Source organism: Actinoplanes sp. NPDC051388, assembly GCF_055586225.1.
On the sequence record NZ_JBVJIP010000004.1, the window covers coordinates 450,220 to 466,009 of the forward strand.

Sequence of the window (15,790 nt, forward strand, 5' to 3'; positions counted from 1 at the left end):
TCTTCCTTCGACGGAACCGCGCCGAGGCGAGGTTGGCGACGGCAGGGACCGGTGGCCGTGGCGTTGGGCGGCCGTTGATCGGTGAACACGCCGGAGCGGGCGCTCACGGGCCCGGCCAGGTGAGCCGCGTGTAATCCGGGAAGCCGCGTTTCAGTTGCTCGCCGGCGGCGCGTTCGGCCTCCGCCGGGTTGACGTACCAATGGCTGACCGTTTGGTCTCCTCCGCCGGTGTACAGATGTTGACCGTCAGGGCTCCAGGTCACGTCGTTGACGCCGCTCTGGGACCCGGCGAGGGTTGCCCACGGTAGACGGTCGGGAAAGGACCACAGCCGGACGGTGCCGTCCAGTCCGGCGGTGGCCAGCATGGCATCGTCGGGGCTGAAGTCGAGGGAGTTCACCGGTCCGGAATGTCCGTGCAGCAGCCCGATCTCGGTGCGGCGTGCGATGTTCCAGACAGCGACAGTGCCGTCCGCGCGTCCGACGGCGACGAGGGCGCCGTCCCTGCTGAGCGCCGCGGACACCAGACCGGGCTTCTCCGGCAGCAGCGCATGAGACCTCCACGTGTGAGAGTCCCAGATGGTGACGGCGCCGTCCAAGGTGGCCGACATGAGGCTGCGGCCGTCTCTGGTGAAGGCCACCTCTTGGATCTGACCCGAGTGCGGTAAGGCGGCAAGCTGGACACCCCGCCGGGTGTCCCAGATTCGCACCGTGCGATCCAGGCCACCGGTGGCCGCGATCGTCCCGCCGGGATGGAACGCGGCGGTCAGGATCGGACCGGTGTGGCCGGTCATGGTCCGGACCAAACGCCCGGACGCGGCATCCCAGATGTGCGCGGTCCGGTCTCGGTTGACGGACAACACCCGGCCGCCGTCGCCGTCGAACGCCGCGTCGGTGGCTCCGATGTAGAACGCCGAGTTGGGCGCGCCATGGGGCGGAACGCTGCTCGGGAGGACGGTCCGCACCTGCCGCGAGGTCGCGTCCCACAGCACCACCGTGCCGTCCTTGCCGGCCGAGGAGATGCTGCGGCCGTCTGGGGTGACGCTGACGGCGAGCACCTCGTCGACATGCGCTGTCATCGGCATCTGGTTGCGGTCCCAGAGCAGGACTTGGCGGTCCCGGCTGCCGCTGGCCACGGTGCGTCCGTCCGGGCTCACGGCGACCGCGTACAGCGCGCTGGTGTGCCCGTTGAGCGTGGTCATCCGTTTGCCGCGGCGTACGTCCCATAATGCGGCGCTGCCGTCGTAGCTGGCCGAGGCGAGGGCGCCGTCGCGGGCGAAGACCACGCTGCGCACCTGGGCGCTGTGGTCGCGCAAGACCTTCAGCCGCTCGCCGGTGGTCACCGACCAGACCGTGATGGCGCGGTCCTCGCCGGCCACCGCAACGGTGGCGCTGTCCGGGCTGAAGGTGGCTGTGTAGACCGGCTGATCGCTGGCCGCCAGGGTCCGCAGCCTCGTCCGGCTCGACAGGTTCCACAGCACGGCGGCGCCGTCGTCACCGGCGGAAACCAGCAGCTTGCCGTCCGGGCTGAACGCGACCTCAGCGAACTCGCCGCCGTGTCCGGTGAGCTCGCCCAGGTCGGCGCCGTCGGCGACGCGCCACAGCATGATCCGGCGTTCCTCGCCGAGAGCGGCCACTGTGGCGCCGTCGGGGCTGACCGCCACACTGTCGATCAGCCCGCCCTTGGTATGCAGCCGGCGGGCCTCCGCCTGGCGCCGCAGGTCCCAGACGATGACCGTACCGTTGAGGCTGCCGGAGACCAGCCACCCACCGTGCGGCGCGTAGGCCAGGGAGCGCACCGCCGCATTGTGGCCGGCCAGGGTGGCCCGCCGGCTCCTGGTCGCCACGTCCCAGATGGAGATCCGTCCGTCCTGCCCGGCGGTGGCGAGGCTGGTCCCGTCCGGACTGAATACGACATCCTTGACCATGCCGCTGTGGCTGAGGCGGCCGGTGTACGCCTGCTGGCTGGCCAGGCTGAGCAGCGCGCTTCGGGCCTCCACGGTGGGCGCAGTGCGATACCCCTGCACACTGAGCCGAATCGCCTCCGGTACGTCGGTGCCGGAGATCGCCAGCGCTTGGGTGGCCAACTGGCGTGAGATCGCCTGCTCGCGTTCCTCGACCGCACCGTGCCACTGCCACGCGGCGGTGGAACCGCCGGCGAGCGCGAGTGCCAGGAGCGCTGCCAGGGTGCCCGCGAGCGTCTTCACCTGCCGCGAGCGTCGCCGGTCGGCGCGGATGCTGGCGTCGAGGAACTCCCGCTCAGTGGCGGTCAACTCGCCACGCAGGTCGTCGTCGGCCGCCCATTCCCGGACCACGGCCAGCCTGCTGCCTCGATAGAGTGCGCCGTGGTCCCGGTTCAGCGATTGCCAGCTCGCCGCCGCCTCGATGAGCTCCCGTTGGGTCTGCAGACGGTTACGGTCGCTCATCATCCAGTCGCGAAGACGGGGCCAGGCACCGATCAGCGCCTCGTGAGCGATTTCGAACGCGTCGCCGTTGACAGTGACCAACCGTGCCCGGACCAGCGCGTCGATGACTTCGTCGGCGTGGTCCAGCTCAAGCTCGGCGCGCCGGACGATCCGCCTGGTGTCCTCGGTCCCATGCCCGAGGGCGATCAGCCGGACAAGGATCTGACGGGCCACAGCCCGCTGCCGGACATCCAGTTGGTGGTAGGTCCGCTCGGCTGTACGGGCAACGGCACCGCGGACGCCACCCGCGGTTTCGTATCCAGCCAGTGTCAACGTGGCACCTTGCCGGTGCCGCCAGGTTTCCAGCAGCGCGTGCGAGACCAGCGGCAACGCTCCCAGACGCCGGCCGGCGTCGGCCAGCACCTGCGTCACCAGCGCCCGCTCCACCATCAGTCCCGCCAACCTCGCAGGCTTGGTGATCGCCAGGGACAGGTCGTCGTCGTCCAGTGAACTGATCAGTACGGTGCGTCCGGCCATCGCCGATGTCAGGCCGGGGAACTGTGCACACGCCGCACAGAAGTCTGCCCGTATGCCGAGCACCACCGTGGTGTCCCGCTCGCGCGAACCGGCCTCGGAAAGCATCTGCGCGACGAACCGTTCGCGCGAGCCGGGATCCTGGCACAGCGTGAACAACTCCTCGAACTGATCCACGATGACCAGCGCCCCGCCGGAGCGCACCTCACTCAGCCGGGTCCGCCATTCCTCTTCCGGTGTCGAACCGGGGGTGAAGATGACCACCCGCCGGGCCCGGCCGTCGATGCCCGAAGACTGCGCCGCCGCTGCCAGGCCGGCCCGCAGCAGCGAGGACTTTCCACTGCCCGACGCGCCCAGCACGGCCAGGAAACGACCCTCGGCAAGTCGTCCCAGAAGATCCTCGACGACCCGCTCCCGGCCGAAGAACCGGGCGGCGTCGGAGACCTGGAAGCTGGCCAAACCCAGATAAGGCGGATCCTCGCCGTTGTCCGCCAGTTCGGCGACGACGGCCTGCCAGCGTTCCTGCCACTGCGCGACGTCGCCACCGCAAGCTCGTACATAGGCGAGCGTCACGGCAAGCCCGGGCAACCGGCGTCCACCGGCTGCCTCCGAAAGGGCCGTCGTGGAGAACCCGACGCGCCGGACCATCTCCCGATAACCCGGATTGCCCGCCGCTTCGCGCAACTCGCGCAGCGACGCAGCCAACGCCTGAACCGGACCCGCCGTGGGATCAACGACCCGCTCCGGCCTCGGCACAACCGCCTCCCCCGTGACCCTGAATCAAATCGAGCGTCGTCAACGCTATCCGGGACCTCCCCGCCGACACAGCCTTTGGGTCACGTCTACGACTCTCGAGTTCCGGTCTTGCGGGCATGAGGCGGTTGTCCTGCGGATTGACCCCTGGAGGACAACCCGGCGACCTGCTTGGCTGCCCCCAACGGGGCCTATGACAACGCGTTTCGCACGACGAGGAAGCCCGTCGACGCATTGAGGATTTGTTAACTAAGGATGCAACTGATGCATTGGCGGAGAATGCGTTCTCGGTGGCGCGTTGTGCTGGTCGTTTCGGCGATGACGATGGCTGCAGGGCTCGGTGGGCTGTTGCCGGCCGGGCCGGCAACAGCCCAGGTGGTGACGGCGCCGTCGGCGGTGGAGGATTTTGCCTACCCGGACGCAGATGCCATTCTCGCCGATCGCGGGATTCGATTGATCACCGGTGACGGAAATGTGCGCCTCGCGGATTGCCCACCTGGCATGGACGTCACCGATGGCCTGATCCGACTCTGGACGTCGGATGTGGACGATCTGGTCTGCTTCCGCGTCGACGGCCCGGCCGGCTATCTTGCCCTCGAACTGCCCAACGTGTACACGATCGAAACGAACGACACCATGATCCGGGCGAAACTGCGCCGGATCACCGATGGCGTCGAGTCGTCAGTCGTTCTCGCGCGCGACGACGCCACCTGCACACCGCAGACGCCGGGTTGCTGGAACCCGATCGGTCACGGCGAGACGGGCGACGAGGCTGACGCAGCGGTGCTCCTGGAGTTGGACGTCCGGGCCGTGGCAGGGGGCGGTCCCGCACTGCTGCCACCGCCGGCCGCGAATCCCTCGGTGGCTCGCCTGACAGTGGGAACGCCGGGCCGAGCGGGGGCTCGCAGCTGCAGCGCCACGCTGGTGGACCCGGAATGGGTGTTGAGCGCGGCGAGCTGCTTCGGCGATCCCGCCGCGTTGGCAGTCGGCGCCCCACCGGTCGCCGCCACGGTCGAGGTGCCCGGACGCGGTTCGAGGAACGTCGTACATCTGGTGCCCCGCGCCGATCGGGATGTCGTGCTGGCCAGGGTTGACGTGGAGGTCCTCGGGGTGGCTCCAGGCGTGCTCGCGACGTCGGCGCCGGCGAGCGGGCAGTCGGTGCGGGCCGTGGGTTTCGGCCGGACAGGCACGGAGTGGACGCCGAGGGCGGTTCATGAGTCTGGGGCGACGGTGACGGGGGTGGCGGCGTCGACGGTTGAGTTGTCCACGTCGGGCCCGGTTTGCAAGGGTGGCGCTGGAGGACCGCTGCTGGATGCCGGCGGCAGGGTGCTGGCGGTGCTCACCGGGTCGGGCCAGCAGGGCTGCCATGGGGCGACGGACACGACGGCCGAGGCGGTTTCCGCGCGCGTGGATGACGTCGAGGCGTGGATCACCACCGAAGTGGGGGCGTCGACGGGGTATCTCGTGAATCCACGCAGCACCTTGTGCCTGGACATCTCTCCGTTCAAGGTGCTGTGGACCGTCACCTGCAATGGCGGCGCACGTCTCAAGTGGGCGATGCGGAGCGACGGGACGATCCGGAACAACGCGCAGCCGGATCTTTGTGTTGATCTCACAGACGGCAATCCCGCCGACCGCACCTATGTCCGGGCGATCGGGTGCACCGGTGCGGCGAACCAGAGATGGACGGCGAACGCCGATGGCACGGTCCGCAACCCGCAGTCGGGCAAGTGTGTGGACATCGCGGACCGGAACCTGCAGCCCGGCGCCGTGCTCTGGATATTCACGTGCCACCTCGACTGGAACCAGTTGTGGACGCTCAGGTCGAACGGCGGCGAGTTCCGCACACCCCACACCGGCCAATGTCTGGATCTCGCCGCCTTCGACACCGCCAACGGCGCCAAACTTCAAACCTGGACCTGCCACGGCCTCTGGAACCAGAAATGGGTGTTCTCCAGCGACGGGACGCTTCGCAACCCGCAGTCCGGCAAGTGCGTGGACATCGCCGGCGCGGCCACCACCAACGGCACACCCCTCCATCTGTGGGAATGTCATGGCGGTTGGAATCAGGTGTGGACGCCGGCCGGCGACGGCACGATCCGCAACCCGCAGTCCAACAAGTGCGTCGACATCGTCGGCCCCGGCACCGCCGACGGCACGCCCCTGACACTCTATGACTGCCACGGTCGATGGAACCAGATGTGGACGACTCGATCGGTCGACGGCCGTCTCGTGAACCCACAGACCGGCAAGTGTGCCGAAGTCAACGCCCTGAGGTTGCTGTGGATCCGGGTGTGCGGCAACGGAAACGGCCTGCAGAAGTGGCTGGTGGCCGGCGACGGGACGATCCGCAATCCCGAGCTGAGCATGTGCCTCGACCTTTACCAGAAAAAGTCCGACAACGGCACGTACGTGCTCGTCGCCGGGTGTGACGGGCAGGCGAGCCAGCGGTGGGTGCTCCGCGACGACGGCACGATTCGCAACCCGCAGTCCGGCAAGTGCGTGGACATCACCGAAGCCAACAGCGCCGAAGGCACCCTCCTACAGCTCTGGGACTGCGTCGCCGGCACTCCCTGGAACCAGAAGTGGCGACTCGAATAGCCGCGAGGCTCCAGCAAATCCTGGTGTGACCGCAGCGAGTCGTGAAGGGACTGGAATGAAACTGCTTACCGACAGCCGGATACGGCGCCGCATGGCGTTCGCGCTGGCGTTCACCACCGCGCTGCCGAGCGTTACCGCGATCTCGTCGGCGCCCGCCGCCGGGGCACAAGCCGCGGTCGATGCCAACGCCCGGGCGGCGGTTGTCAGGTTGTGGGAGGAGGAGGGCTCCGCGGTCCGGCGGGCCGCGGAACGGGTGCTGGCCGGGTCCGATGATGGCCTGGCGGCGTTCTTCGCCGAGGATCTCCCGGGTGCCCGGGAGGCCGACAAGCGGGCCGAGGTGGAGACCTTGGTGGCGGTCGGCGGCCCGGCGGTTCGGCAGGCCGCAACGGAGGTGCTGACCAAGCCGCTTGCCGAGGTCGAGTCGTTCCTGGACGCCGGGTGGAAGGCACCGTCGGAACACGACCTGCGCTTGCGAGTGGTGCGGGCGCTGTCGACCGGAGGACCTGGCGTTCGTGAGGCCGCCAGCCGGGCGTTGAACGCCGGGACCGTGGAGGCGCTGCGGCACTTTCAGCAAGTCGACCTGTTGGTCCATCAGGGCCATGACAACCGTATTCGCGTCAACCATCTGATGGCGACGGGTGGCCCCGAGGTGCGGCGCATGGCGAGCGTCGCGCTGAACGGCTCGGACGAGGACGTGCTCGAGTTCCTCGAGAACGGCTGGGAGGTCGCCGCGGCGCGCGATCACGAGACGGCGTCGGTCGCGCAGCTCGCCGAGCAGGCGGCCGCCGCGGGGGAACGGGCCCGGGAACAGACCCGGGTCGCCACGGAAGCTGCCGCCGCCGCGGTGGAATCGGCTCGGCTGGCCAAGGACGCGGCTCTGCGGGCCGAAGCCGAGACGAGAGCGGCGGCCGCGTCGGCGGACCGGGCCGGTGAGGCCGCGGGACGGGCGGCGGACGCGGCGAACCGGGCGGCGCGCTCTGCGCAGACGGCGATCGCGGCGGCCGTGGCAGCCAACAACGCCGCCCGTCAGGCCGCGGCGGCCGCGGCGCAGGCGGCGAACGCCGCCGCGCTGGCCAGTCGCAGCGCGAATCAGGCCCGCCGGGCGGCGGCCGCGGCGGCGCTGGACGCCGGCCAGGCCGATGCGGCGAATCGGTCCGCCGAGCAGGCGCGCATGGCGGCGTCGTTGGCACGCACCGCGGGACAAGCGGCCGAGCACGCCGGCACCGCCGCAGACGAGGCCGGCAGGGCCGTCCTTGCGGCCGCGGGCGCGTCGCAGAACGCGTCGGCGGCCGCCGACGCCGCGGCCCGGGCCGACCAGGCCGCCGCCGGCGCTGGTGCCAGCTCGGGTGAGGCCCGCCGTGCGGCTGATCGAGCCCGGATGTTCGCGAACGAGGCGACCCGCGCCGCGCGTGCCACCCAGACCATCGCCGCCGAAGCCGCCGCGGCTGCCCGCGAGGCCAAGGCCGCCGCCCTGCAGTCGGCCGCCCATGCCGAGGCCGCCGCCACCGCAGCAGAAGAGGCGGCCCGTCACGCCGGTGATGCGTCGAGGGCCGCGGCGACAGCGCAGACGGCGGCCGACGAAGCCGCCCGCGCCGCCGGTGATGCCGAAGCCGCCGCCGACCAGGCCCGCCAGGTGGCGATCACCGCCCGCAAAGCCGACGCGGAGCGACTCGCACAACGCAGCGCCAAGGACCTGGCCAGGGCCGCGGACGCCAGGCTGGCCGACGACCAGGCCGCGGCCGAGGCCGCGTGGAGAGCCGGGCAGCAAGCAACGCTCGAAGCAGAGTCCGAGCGGTTGTTGACCGAGGCTCGCCAGCCCGGTGCCGACCCAGGGGTCGTGATCGGCAACGGCCGCAAGGTCGCGGCACGGTTGCTCGGTCGAGGTGGACCGTGGACGGTCGCGGCGGCCAAATCGGCGCTCGCCGGCAGCGACGAGGACATGAAGATGTTCGTCACGCTCGGCCTCGACCGGGGCCACGAGCAGGACGACCGGACCAGCGTCGGGATGATCGCCGATGCGACGGACAGCGCCGCCCAGCGCGACGCCGCCGTTGCCGCGCTCGACGGTGACGGCGACGCCATCCGCCAGTTCCTGCGCACCTACGCGTACCAGGGCCAGGAGCACGACTACCGGATACGGGTAAACCAGATCATGAGCGCCGGTGGGCCGGAGGTGCGCCGCGGGGCGAGCCTGGCGCTCAATGGGACGATGGCCGACGTCGTGGCGTTCCTCGCCACCGACCAGTACGGGGCCCGCACCCATGACCAACGCCTGGTGCTGAACCAGCTCATCGCCGACGAGGGCCCGGAGGTGGTGGCCGCCGCCAGCGCTGTGCTCTCCGCCCCCGACTCCTGGATGAGCACGTTCCTGCAATTCGATCTCCACAAGGCCCGCCAGCGCGATGCCGATGCCGCCGCCCATGCCGCCGCGATCGATGCGCTGATCGGGAAGGCCGACCAGTCCGCCGCGACCGCACGCCAGGACGCCGCCAAGGCCGCCGAAGCCGCGGCCACCGCACGCGGGGCCGCCGACGAGGCCGCCGGATACGCCCAAGCCGCCCAGCAACACGCCGACACCGCCGTCCAACACGCCGCACGTGCCAATCGACACGCCCTACGAGCCCAAGCATCCGCAGCGCAGGCGGCAGCGTCAGCACGAACAGCGCTCGACGCCGCCCGCCAAGCCCAACATGCCTCCGTGCGGGCGAGCTCGTTCGCCAATCAAGCCGCCATGTCCGCCCGCAGCGCCCGTTCCAGCGCGAACGTTGCCCGCGCCGCGGCGCTCGACGCCGCCGCGTCCGCCCTCGCCGCGGGCAAGAGCGCCGCCGAGGCCTCCGAGGCAGGTCGCGCTGCCGCAGAGATTGCCATGCAGAGGGTGGCCGGCGAGGACGCCGCGCGGCGCAGGGCCGCACAGGAAGAGGGCACGACCGGCGAGGTCACTGTGCCCGTGCCCGCGGAGAACAGGCCGTGCGAGGCGAACGACATAGCACCGTACATGTACATGGATTCAGACCGCGTTTTATACGAGGGATATCAGAGCAAGCCGACCCGGTGCTTGGACAACATCGCCGACGTCGTCGTCAACACGAGGCAGGCTCAGGTCGACAACGAGGTCGTCATGCAATACGTCGTGGGACTCGACGCCATGTTTTCAGAACTGCGAGCCCAGCGGCCATTCTTCGAATTCATCGGCATCGTGCCGATAGCCGGCGATGTCGTCAACGGGGTGTTGTGCATATACGACCTCCTTACCACCGATTACAGCCAGGCATTTCTCAGTTGCCTCGCGATCGTCCCGGTGATCGGCGGCGCCGTCAAACCAGGATGGAAATGGCTCTGGGGGGGTCTGAGATGGGTGAGCAACACCCAGGTCATCGACCCCGGCGACAGGCGTGGTGGTTGATGAGCTGATCGAAGGCTTCGTCGGTGGAGTAGCGGTGAGGAGCCGGGTCGCCCGGGGCGTCGCCGCCTGCAGAGGAGAACCCATGAGCATGTCTCGATTCATCCCCGCTTCGGTGGCGGTGGTGCTGGCGCTCGCCGTGTGGGAGCCGACGACCGCGGCGTTCGCCGAAACGGCGCCCTTCGACCAGGTGGCGTCCACGGCGCCCACCATCGAGCCGAACCCCAAGAACATCGACTACCCCGTGCCGACCGCGGGATCGGTGTACTTCGTCTCCACGACGGGAAGCGACACCGCCGACGGCCGGTCGCTCACCACGCCGTTCCGCAGTCTGAGACAGGCCCTGGTGGTGGCCAAGGCGGGGCCCGGACCGGCGACCATCGTGCTGCGCGGCGGCACCTACGAAGAAGGCGCCACGGCCGCCGGCTCCACCGGCGCCTACGCCATCGACTTCCCGGTCACCATCCAGCCGCACCGCGCCGAGAAGGTATGGCTCAAGGGCAGCGTCGAGGTCACCGGCTGGACGGCCGACGGAGCCACCCGCTGGCGCACCAGGTGGACCACCCGCTTCTGCCAGCGGCCCGTCGACGCCGGCAGCGACCGGTTCTGCAAGCATCCGGCGCTGACGAATCCGACCTACCCGATGGCCGGCGCCCAGGACATGGTGTTCCGCAACGGGGCGGCACTGCGGCAGGTGGCCGGCGTCGGCGAGGTGGGTCCCGGCAAGTTCTTGGTGGACCCCGCCACCGACAGTCTCTACATCGGCGATTCGCCGGCCGGGGCCACCGTGGAGGCGTCCAATCACGACCTGGCCCTGCACATCGTGGGTTGGGGCACCGGAACCGGCGGTAGCGGTACGGCCATCAGGGGGCTCGGCTTCAAGCACTACGCCTCCGAGCAGCAGACCGGGTCGTACAGCACCGAACGCCCGTCGAAGGCCGGGGCGGTTCTCATCGTCAACGCCTCGAACACCCGCTTCGAGAACAACACGATCACCCAGTCGGCGGCCACCGCCCTCACCGCCGTGAAGGCATACCAGGCGGTCATCCGCGACAACCTGCTGGCCGTCAACGGCTACGTCGGAGCCAACATCACCGGCACCACGGCGGCGGACGGCACTCCGCGTGCGCCCGGGATCGCTTTCGACGGCAACCGGGTGTTCCTCAACAACGCCGAGGGCCTGCACGACACCGAGATGGACGGCGCCGCCGAGGGCGCGGCAGGCGTGAAGATCACCTCCACCGCCCCGCTGAACGTCCGCGACAATGTCTTCGACGCCAATGACGGAGCAGGCCTCTGGTGCGATCTCGACTGCCGCGACGCCACCATCACGCGCAACATCGCCCGTTCGAACCGGCGTGATGGCATCTTCATCGAGATCTCGCAGCGGGCGATCATCGCCTCCAACGTACTGACCGGCAACGGTCTCGCCGGGCTGAGCATCGGCGGCTCGGACGGGGTGCAGGTCTACAACAACACGCTTTACGGCAACCGCAGCACCTCCACCGGAGAGCTGTTCGGGGCCGAGCTGGTCGTGTTCGACCTGCTGCGTCCCGACTGCGTTCTTCCCGGCTGCGTCGAGCGCTGGCGGACCCGCAACATCACGATCAAGAACAACCTCACCGCGGGTACGAAGGCGACGCGGCTGTTCAACGCCTCCACCGGAGTGACGGCGCCGGCGGCCCGGGTGCCGGCCGACACCTTCATCACCGCCATGGACTTCAACGGTTATCACCGGACGCTGACCACGGCCGGCGCGCCCACGCCGGCAACCTTCGCCGGGTGGCTCCATCCGCGCCCGGCGGCCGAGGGCGGCCCATTCCATGTCAACCACGCCACCCTGGCTTCGCTGCAGTTCTTCACCGCTGCCGATGACCACGGCCTGGCCTTCGATCAGGCGGCGGATCCCTTCTTCGTCAACGCGGTCGACGGCGACTTCTCGTTGCAGGCCGGCAGCCCGGCACGCCGCAGCGGCGAGCCGCTGCCGGCGGCCGTGGCCGACGCCATCGGCGTCCCGGCGGCGACGGCGGCCGTCAACCGCGGCGCACTGCTGTGGCCGACGCTGCAGATGCGGGCGCCGCTCGACGGCGGGACGGTGAGCGGATCGTTCGTGCCGCTGGCCGCCTACGTCCCGGACCCGGCCCCGGTCACCCGGCTCGAATACCACGTCAACCGCGTCGGGGACCCGAACCGCACGCCGGTGGGTTCGACGACGACACGCGGGTTCGTCTTCTGGAACACGACGGTGATGGCCAATGGCTCCTACGAACTGCGCGCTTACGCCGTGAACGGCACGACGACCGTCCAAAGCCCGCCGATCGTCGTCGTGGTGCAGAATCCCGGCGACTCGCGCGACGCTCAGCGAGCAGAAGGTCCTCGGCGGGAGCACCCGCTCCCCGCTGGGTCGTTATTCGACGCGATGCCAGGTGTGGCCGTTGAATGAGGCTACGTCGTTTTGGCCGATGGACCACAACACGCCGCCGGCCGTGGTCACGCTGTAGCAGGTCGGCCGGCGGCGAGGACGGCGTCCTTGTCGCCGAAGACGCTCAGGAGGCCGGCTTTGTCGACGCCCGCGGCGCGGGCGATCTGCGCCGGCGGGTCTAGCGGGCGGGCGCGGACTCACGGGTCAGGATGGCGACGACGCCTTGACCACCGGCCGCGCAGATCGAGATGAGGCCCCGGCCGGCGCCTCGTTCGGCCAGCAGCTTGGCCAGGGTCGCCACGATCCGGCCGCCGGTCGCCGCGAAGGGGTGCCCGGCGGCGAGCGAGGATCCGGTCACGTTCAGCCTGGCCCGGTCGATGGCGCCCAGCGGCGCGTCCAGTCCGAGGCGATCCTTGCAGAACTCGGGCGACTCCCAGGCGGCCAGCGTCGCCAGCACCTGCGCTGCGAACGCCTCGTGAATCTCGTAGTAGTCGAAGTCCCGCAGCGTCAGGCCGTTGCGGGCGAGCAGTCTCGGCACCGCGTACGCCGGCGCCATCAGCAGACCCTCGTCGCCGTGCACATAGTCGACGGCCGCCGTCTCGCAGTCCGCGAAGAAGGCCAGCACCGGCAGCCCCCGTGCGGCGGCCCACTCCTCGGAGGCGAGCAGCACCGTGGCCGCGCCGTCGGTCAGCGGAGAGGAGTTGCCCGCCGTCATGGTGGCGTCCGCCCCGCGGCCGAAGGCGGGCTCGAGCGCGGCCAGCTTCTCCGCCGTGGTGTCGGCGCGCAGGTTCTGGTCGCGGGTCAGCCCGAGATAGGGCGTCATCAGGTCGTCGAAGAAACTTCTCTGGTACGCGGCCGCCAGCCGCTGATGTGAGGCGAGGGCGAGCTCGTCCTGCGCCTCCCGGCCGATCTGCCAGTGGCGAGTGGTGATCGCGGCGTGCTCACCCATGGAGAGGCCGGTGCGGGGCTCGGCGTTGCGCGGGATCTCGGGCCGCACCAGCTGCTGCGGCCGGATCCGGGCGGCGGCGCGCAGCCGGGCGCCCAGTGAGCGGGCCCGGTTCAGCTCCAGCAGGGTCCGGCGCAGGTCCTCGTTGAGCTGCAGCGGCGCGTCCGAGGTGGTGTCCACCCCGCCGGCCACGCCGGCGTCGATCTGGCCGAGGGCGATCTTGTTGGCGACCAGGATCGCCGCTTCCAGGCCGGTGCCGCAGGCCTGCTGGATGTCGTACGCGGGCGTCCGCGGGTCGAGCCGGGACCCGAGCACCACCTCGCGGGTGAGATTGAAGTCGCGGGAGTGCTTGAGCACCGCCCCCGCGACCACCTCGCCCAGCCGCTCGCCGGCCAGCCCGAACCGGGCGATCAGCCCGTCCAGGGCCGCGGTGAGCATGTCCTGGTTGGACGCGGCGGCATAGCGGCCGTTGGAGCGGGCGAAGGGAATCCGGTTCCCACCCAAGATCGCGACTCGGCGCATCTCCACCTCCCGAGGAACGCCCGGCGGATTAAGCTACTCGCGAGTAGGCTACGCGGATGGGCGACAGATATGCGAGCTTCGCCAACTCCGGACCGGGCCGCGCCGTGGTCAAGCGGCTCGGATTGCCCGATCCTCCCGCACTGCGCCGGCACCGGCCGGGCGATCCCCTGACGACCGGGCCGGTCCTGCTGGGCGCGGCGGCGGGCGGGCGGCTCGCCGGACCGGTGCGCAAGGTGCTGACCGGAGCGGGCGCCGAGGTGCTCGACGCGGCCGCCCCACTGCACGGCGCGCTGATCTTCGACGCCACCGGGATCACCGGATCGCAGCAGTTGGCGGCCCTCTATGACTTCTTCCATCCGCATGCGAGGTCCCTGCTGCGCAGCGGCCGGGTGATCGTTCTGGGCACCGCGCCGGAGGACGCCGGGACGCCGCAGGAGGCGACCGCCCAGCGCGCGCTGGAGGGGCTGACCCGCAGCGTGGGCAAGGAGTTCGGCCGCGGCATCACCGCCCAGTTGGTGTATGTGGCGTCCGGTGGCGAGCCGGCCGTCGAGTCGACCCTGCGGTTCCTGCTGAGCGGCCGCTCGGCGTATGTCAGCGGCCAGGTCATCCGGATCGGCGCGGGCACACCGCCGGAACCGGCCGACTGGGACCGCCCGCTCGCCGGCCGCACCGCCCTGGTCACCGGCGCCGCCCGGGGCATCGGCGCGGCGATCGCCCGGGTGCTCGCCCGCGACGGCGCCACGGTGATCGCCCTCGACGTGGCCGCCGCCGGGGACGCGCTCGCCGGGGTGGCCAACGACGTCCGCGGCCGGGCGGTGCAGCTCGACCTGACCACAGCGGACGCGGCCGAGCGGCTCCTCGGGCACCTGCCGGGCGGCCTGGACATCCTGGTGCACAACGCCGGGATCACCCGCGACCGGACGATCGCGAAGATGGACGCGGCCGGGTGGGGCTCGGTGCTCGCGGTGAACCTGTCCGCCCCGGAGCGGATCAACGAGGTGTTGCTCGACCGCGGGCTGCTGCACGACGGCGGGCGGATCGTCGGGGTCGCGTCGATCGCCGGCATCGCCGGCAACCGGGGGCAGACGAACTACGCGACCAGCAAGGCCGGCGTCATCGGGCTGGTGCAGGCGACCGCGCCGGCGCTCGCCGGCCGCGGCATCACGGTCAACGCGGTGGCTCCCGGGTTCATCGAGACGGCGATGACCGCGAAGATGCCGCTGACGCTGCGCGAGGCCGGGCGCCGGATGAACAGCATGGCCCAGGGTGGCCTGCCGATCGACGTGGCCGAGACGATCGCCTGGTTCGCCGCGCCGGGGTCCGCCACGGTCACCGGCAACGTCGTGCGGGTCTGCGGGCAGAGCCTGCTGGGGGCGTGACGGTGGCCGTCTACCTGCGGGCCGGGCTGAGCCTGCTGCCCCGGCGGCGCCCGGCCGGCCTGCCCGCGACGGTGCAGGTGCACCAGGCCGTGCCGGTGGACCGCGCTCATCTCGCGCGCTATGACCACGTGTGCGGCTTCCCGCTCACCGACGCGTTGCCCGCCACCTACCCGCACGTGCTGGCGTTTCCGCCGGCGATGCGACTGATGTCGGCGGCCGACTTCCCGTTCCCGGTGGTCGGGCTGATCCATGTCGCCAACCGGATCACGCTGCGCCGTCCGTTGTCCGCCGACGAACCCCTGGACTTCACGGTACGAGCGGCGAACCTGCGCGAGCACGCCCGCGGGCGGCAGTTCGACGTCATCGCGAGCGCCACCGTGGCGGGCGAGCAGGTGTGGACGGGCGTGTCCACGTACCTGCGGAAGCAGCGGCCGGGAAGCGACCAGCGCGAGCCGCCACCGGCGCCGGAACCGTCCGCCACCTGGCGGATCCCGGCGCGGGTGGGCGCCGACTACGCCGCGGTCTCCGGTGACCGCAACCCGATCCACACCTCACGCCTGGGCGCGCGGCTGTTCGGCTTCCCGCGGCCGATCGCGCACGGCATGTGGAGCGCGGCGCGCTGCCTGGCGGCGCTGACCGGGCGCCTGCCCGGCGGCTACACGGTGGACGTGCGTTTCAAGCGGCCGATCCTGCTGCCGGCGCGGGTCGCGTTCAGCGCCGTCCACACCGGCGAAGGATGGGATTTCCGGCTGGACGGCAGCGGCCCTCATCTTGCCGGGCGGGTCACTCCGCCCTAAGGTTACCGACCAGTAGGTATCCGTTCTCGACGGAA

General features: G+C 70.8%; 7 protein-coding genes. 5 read left to right on the top strand and 2 right to left on the bottom strand.

Translation table 11 applies throughout. The annotated features are described in order from the left end of the window. Nucleotides 1-103: 103 nt before the first annotated feature. Complete coding sequence (locus ACZ6TI_RS13825; RefSeq protein ID WP_465345377.1) at nt 104-3,640, bottom strand: WD40 repeat domain-containing protein; 3,537 nt, start codon at nt 3,638-3,640, stop codon at nt 104-106. 348 nt (nt 3,641-3,988) lie between these two features. Between ACZ6TI_RS13825 and ACZ6TI_RS13830 the strand changes: the two genes are divergently transcribed. The 3 genes from ACZ6TI_RS13830 (at nt 3,989) to ACZ6TI_RS13840 (ending at nt 12,132) form a co-directional block, all read left to right on the top strand. Beyond that, on the top strand, nt 3,989-6,289 hold the full coding sequence (locus ACZ6TI_RS13830) for a ricin-type beta-trefoil lectin domain protein (RefSeq protein ID WP_465345378.1): 2,301 nt from the start codon (nt 3,989-3,991) through the stop codon (nt 6,287-6,289). A 55-nt stretch (nt 6,290-6,344) separates the two neighbouring features. Further along, nucleotides 6,345-9,692 (top strand): ALF repeat-containing protein, encoded by a 3,348-nt coding sequence (locus ACZ6TI_RS13835; protein WP_465345379.1) that lies wholly within the window; start codon nt 6,345-6,347, stop codon nt 9,690-9,692. Nucleotides 9,693-9,774: 82 nt separating this feature from the next. Next, on the top strand, nt 9,775-12,132 hold the full coding sequence (locus ACZ6TI_RS13840) for a right-handed parallel beta-helix repeat-containing protein (RefSeq protein WP_465345380.1): 2,358 nt from the start codon (nt 9,775-9,777) through the stop codon (nt 12,130-12,132). A 157-nt stretch (nt 12,133-12,289) separates the two neighbouring features. Here the strand turns inward: ACZ6TI_RS13840 and ACZ6TI_RS13845 are convergent, their stop codons facing one another. Beyond that, nucleotides 12,290-13,579, bottom strand: coding sequence for an acetyl-CoA C-acetyltransferase (locus ACZ6TI_RS13845; RefSeq protein ID WP_465345381.1), 1,290 nt, complete (start codon nt 13,577-13,579; stop codon nt 12,290-12,292). Between the two features lie 56 nt (nt 13,580-13,635). Here ACZ6TI_RS13845 and ACZ6TI_RS13850 point away from each other — a divergent pair, with 56 nt between their 5' ends. Together ACZ6TI_RS13850 and ACZ6TI_RS13855 are read left to right on the top strand one after the other, a co-directional pair. Further along, nucleotides 13,636-14,958, top strand: a complete 1,323-nt coding sequence (locus ACZ6TI_RS13850) for a 3-oxoacyl-ACP reductase (RefSeq protein WP_465345382.1) — start codon at nt 13,636-13,638, stop codon at nt 14,956-14,958. Further along, nucleotides 14,955-15,755, top strand: coding sequence for a MaoC family dehydratase (locus ACZ6TI_RS13855; RefSeq protein ID WP_465345383.1), 801 nt, complete (start codon nt 14,955-14,957; stop codon nt 15,753-15,755). The genes ACZ6TI_RS13850 and ACZ6TI_RS13855 overlap by 4 nt, the downstream gene beginning before the upstream one ends. Nucleotides 15,756-15,790 lie beyond the last annotated feature (35 nt).

Coding starts and splice junctions, on each gene's coding strand:
- ACZ6TI_RS13835 (WP_465345379.1), top strand. CDS start 6,345: ATGAAACTGCTTACCGACAGCCGGATACGGCGCCGCATGGCGTTCGCG.
- ACZ6TI_RS13840 (WP_465345380.1), top strand. CDS start 9,775: ATGAGCATGTCTCGATTCATCCCCGCTTCGGTGGCGGTGGTGCTGGCG.
- ACZ6TI_RS13845 (WP_465345381.1), bottom strand. CDS start 13,579: ATGCGCCGAGTCGCGATCTTGGGTGGGAACCGGATTCCCTTCGCCCGC.
- ACZ6TI_RS13850 (WP_465345382.1), top strand. CDS start 13,636: ATGGGCGACAGATATGCGAGCTTCGCCAACTCCGGACCGGGCCGCGCC.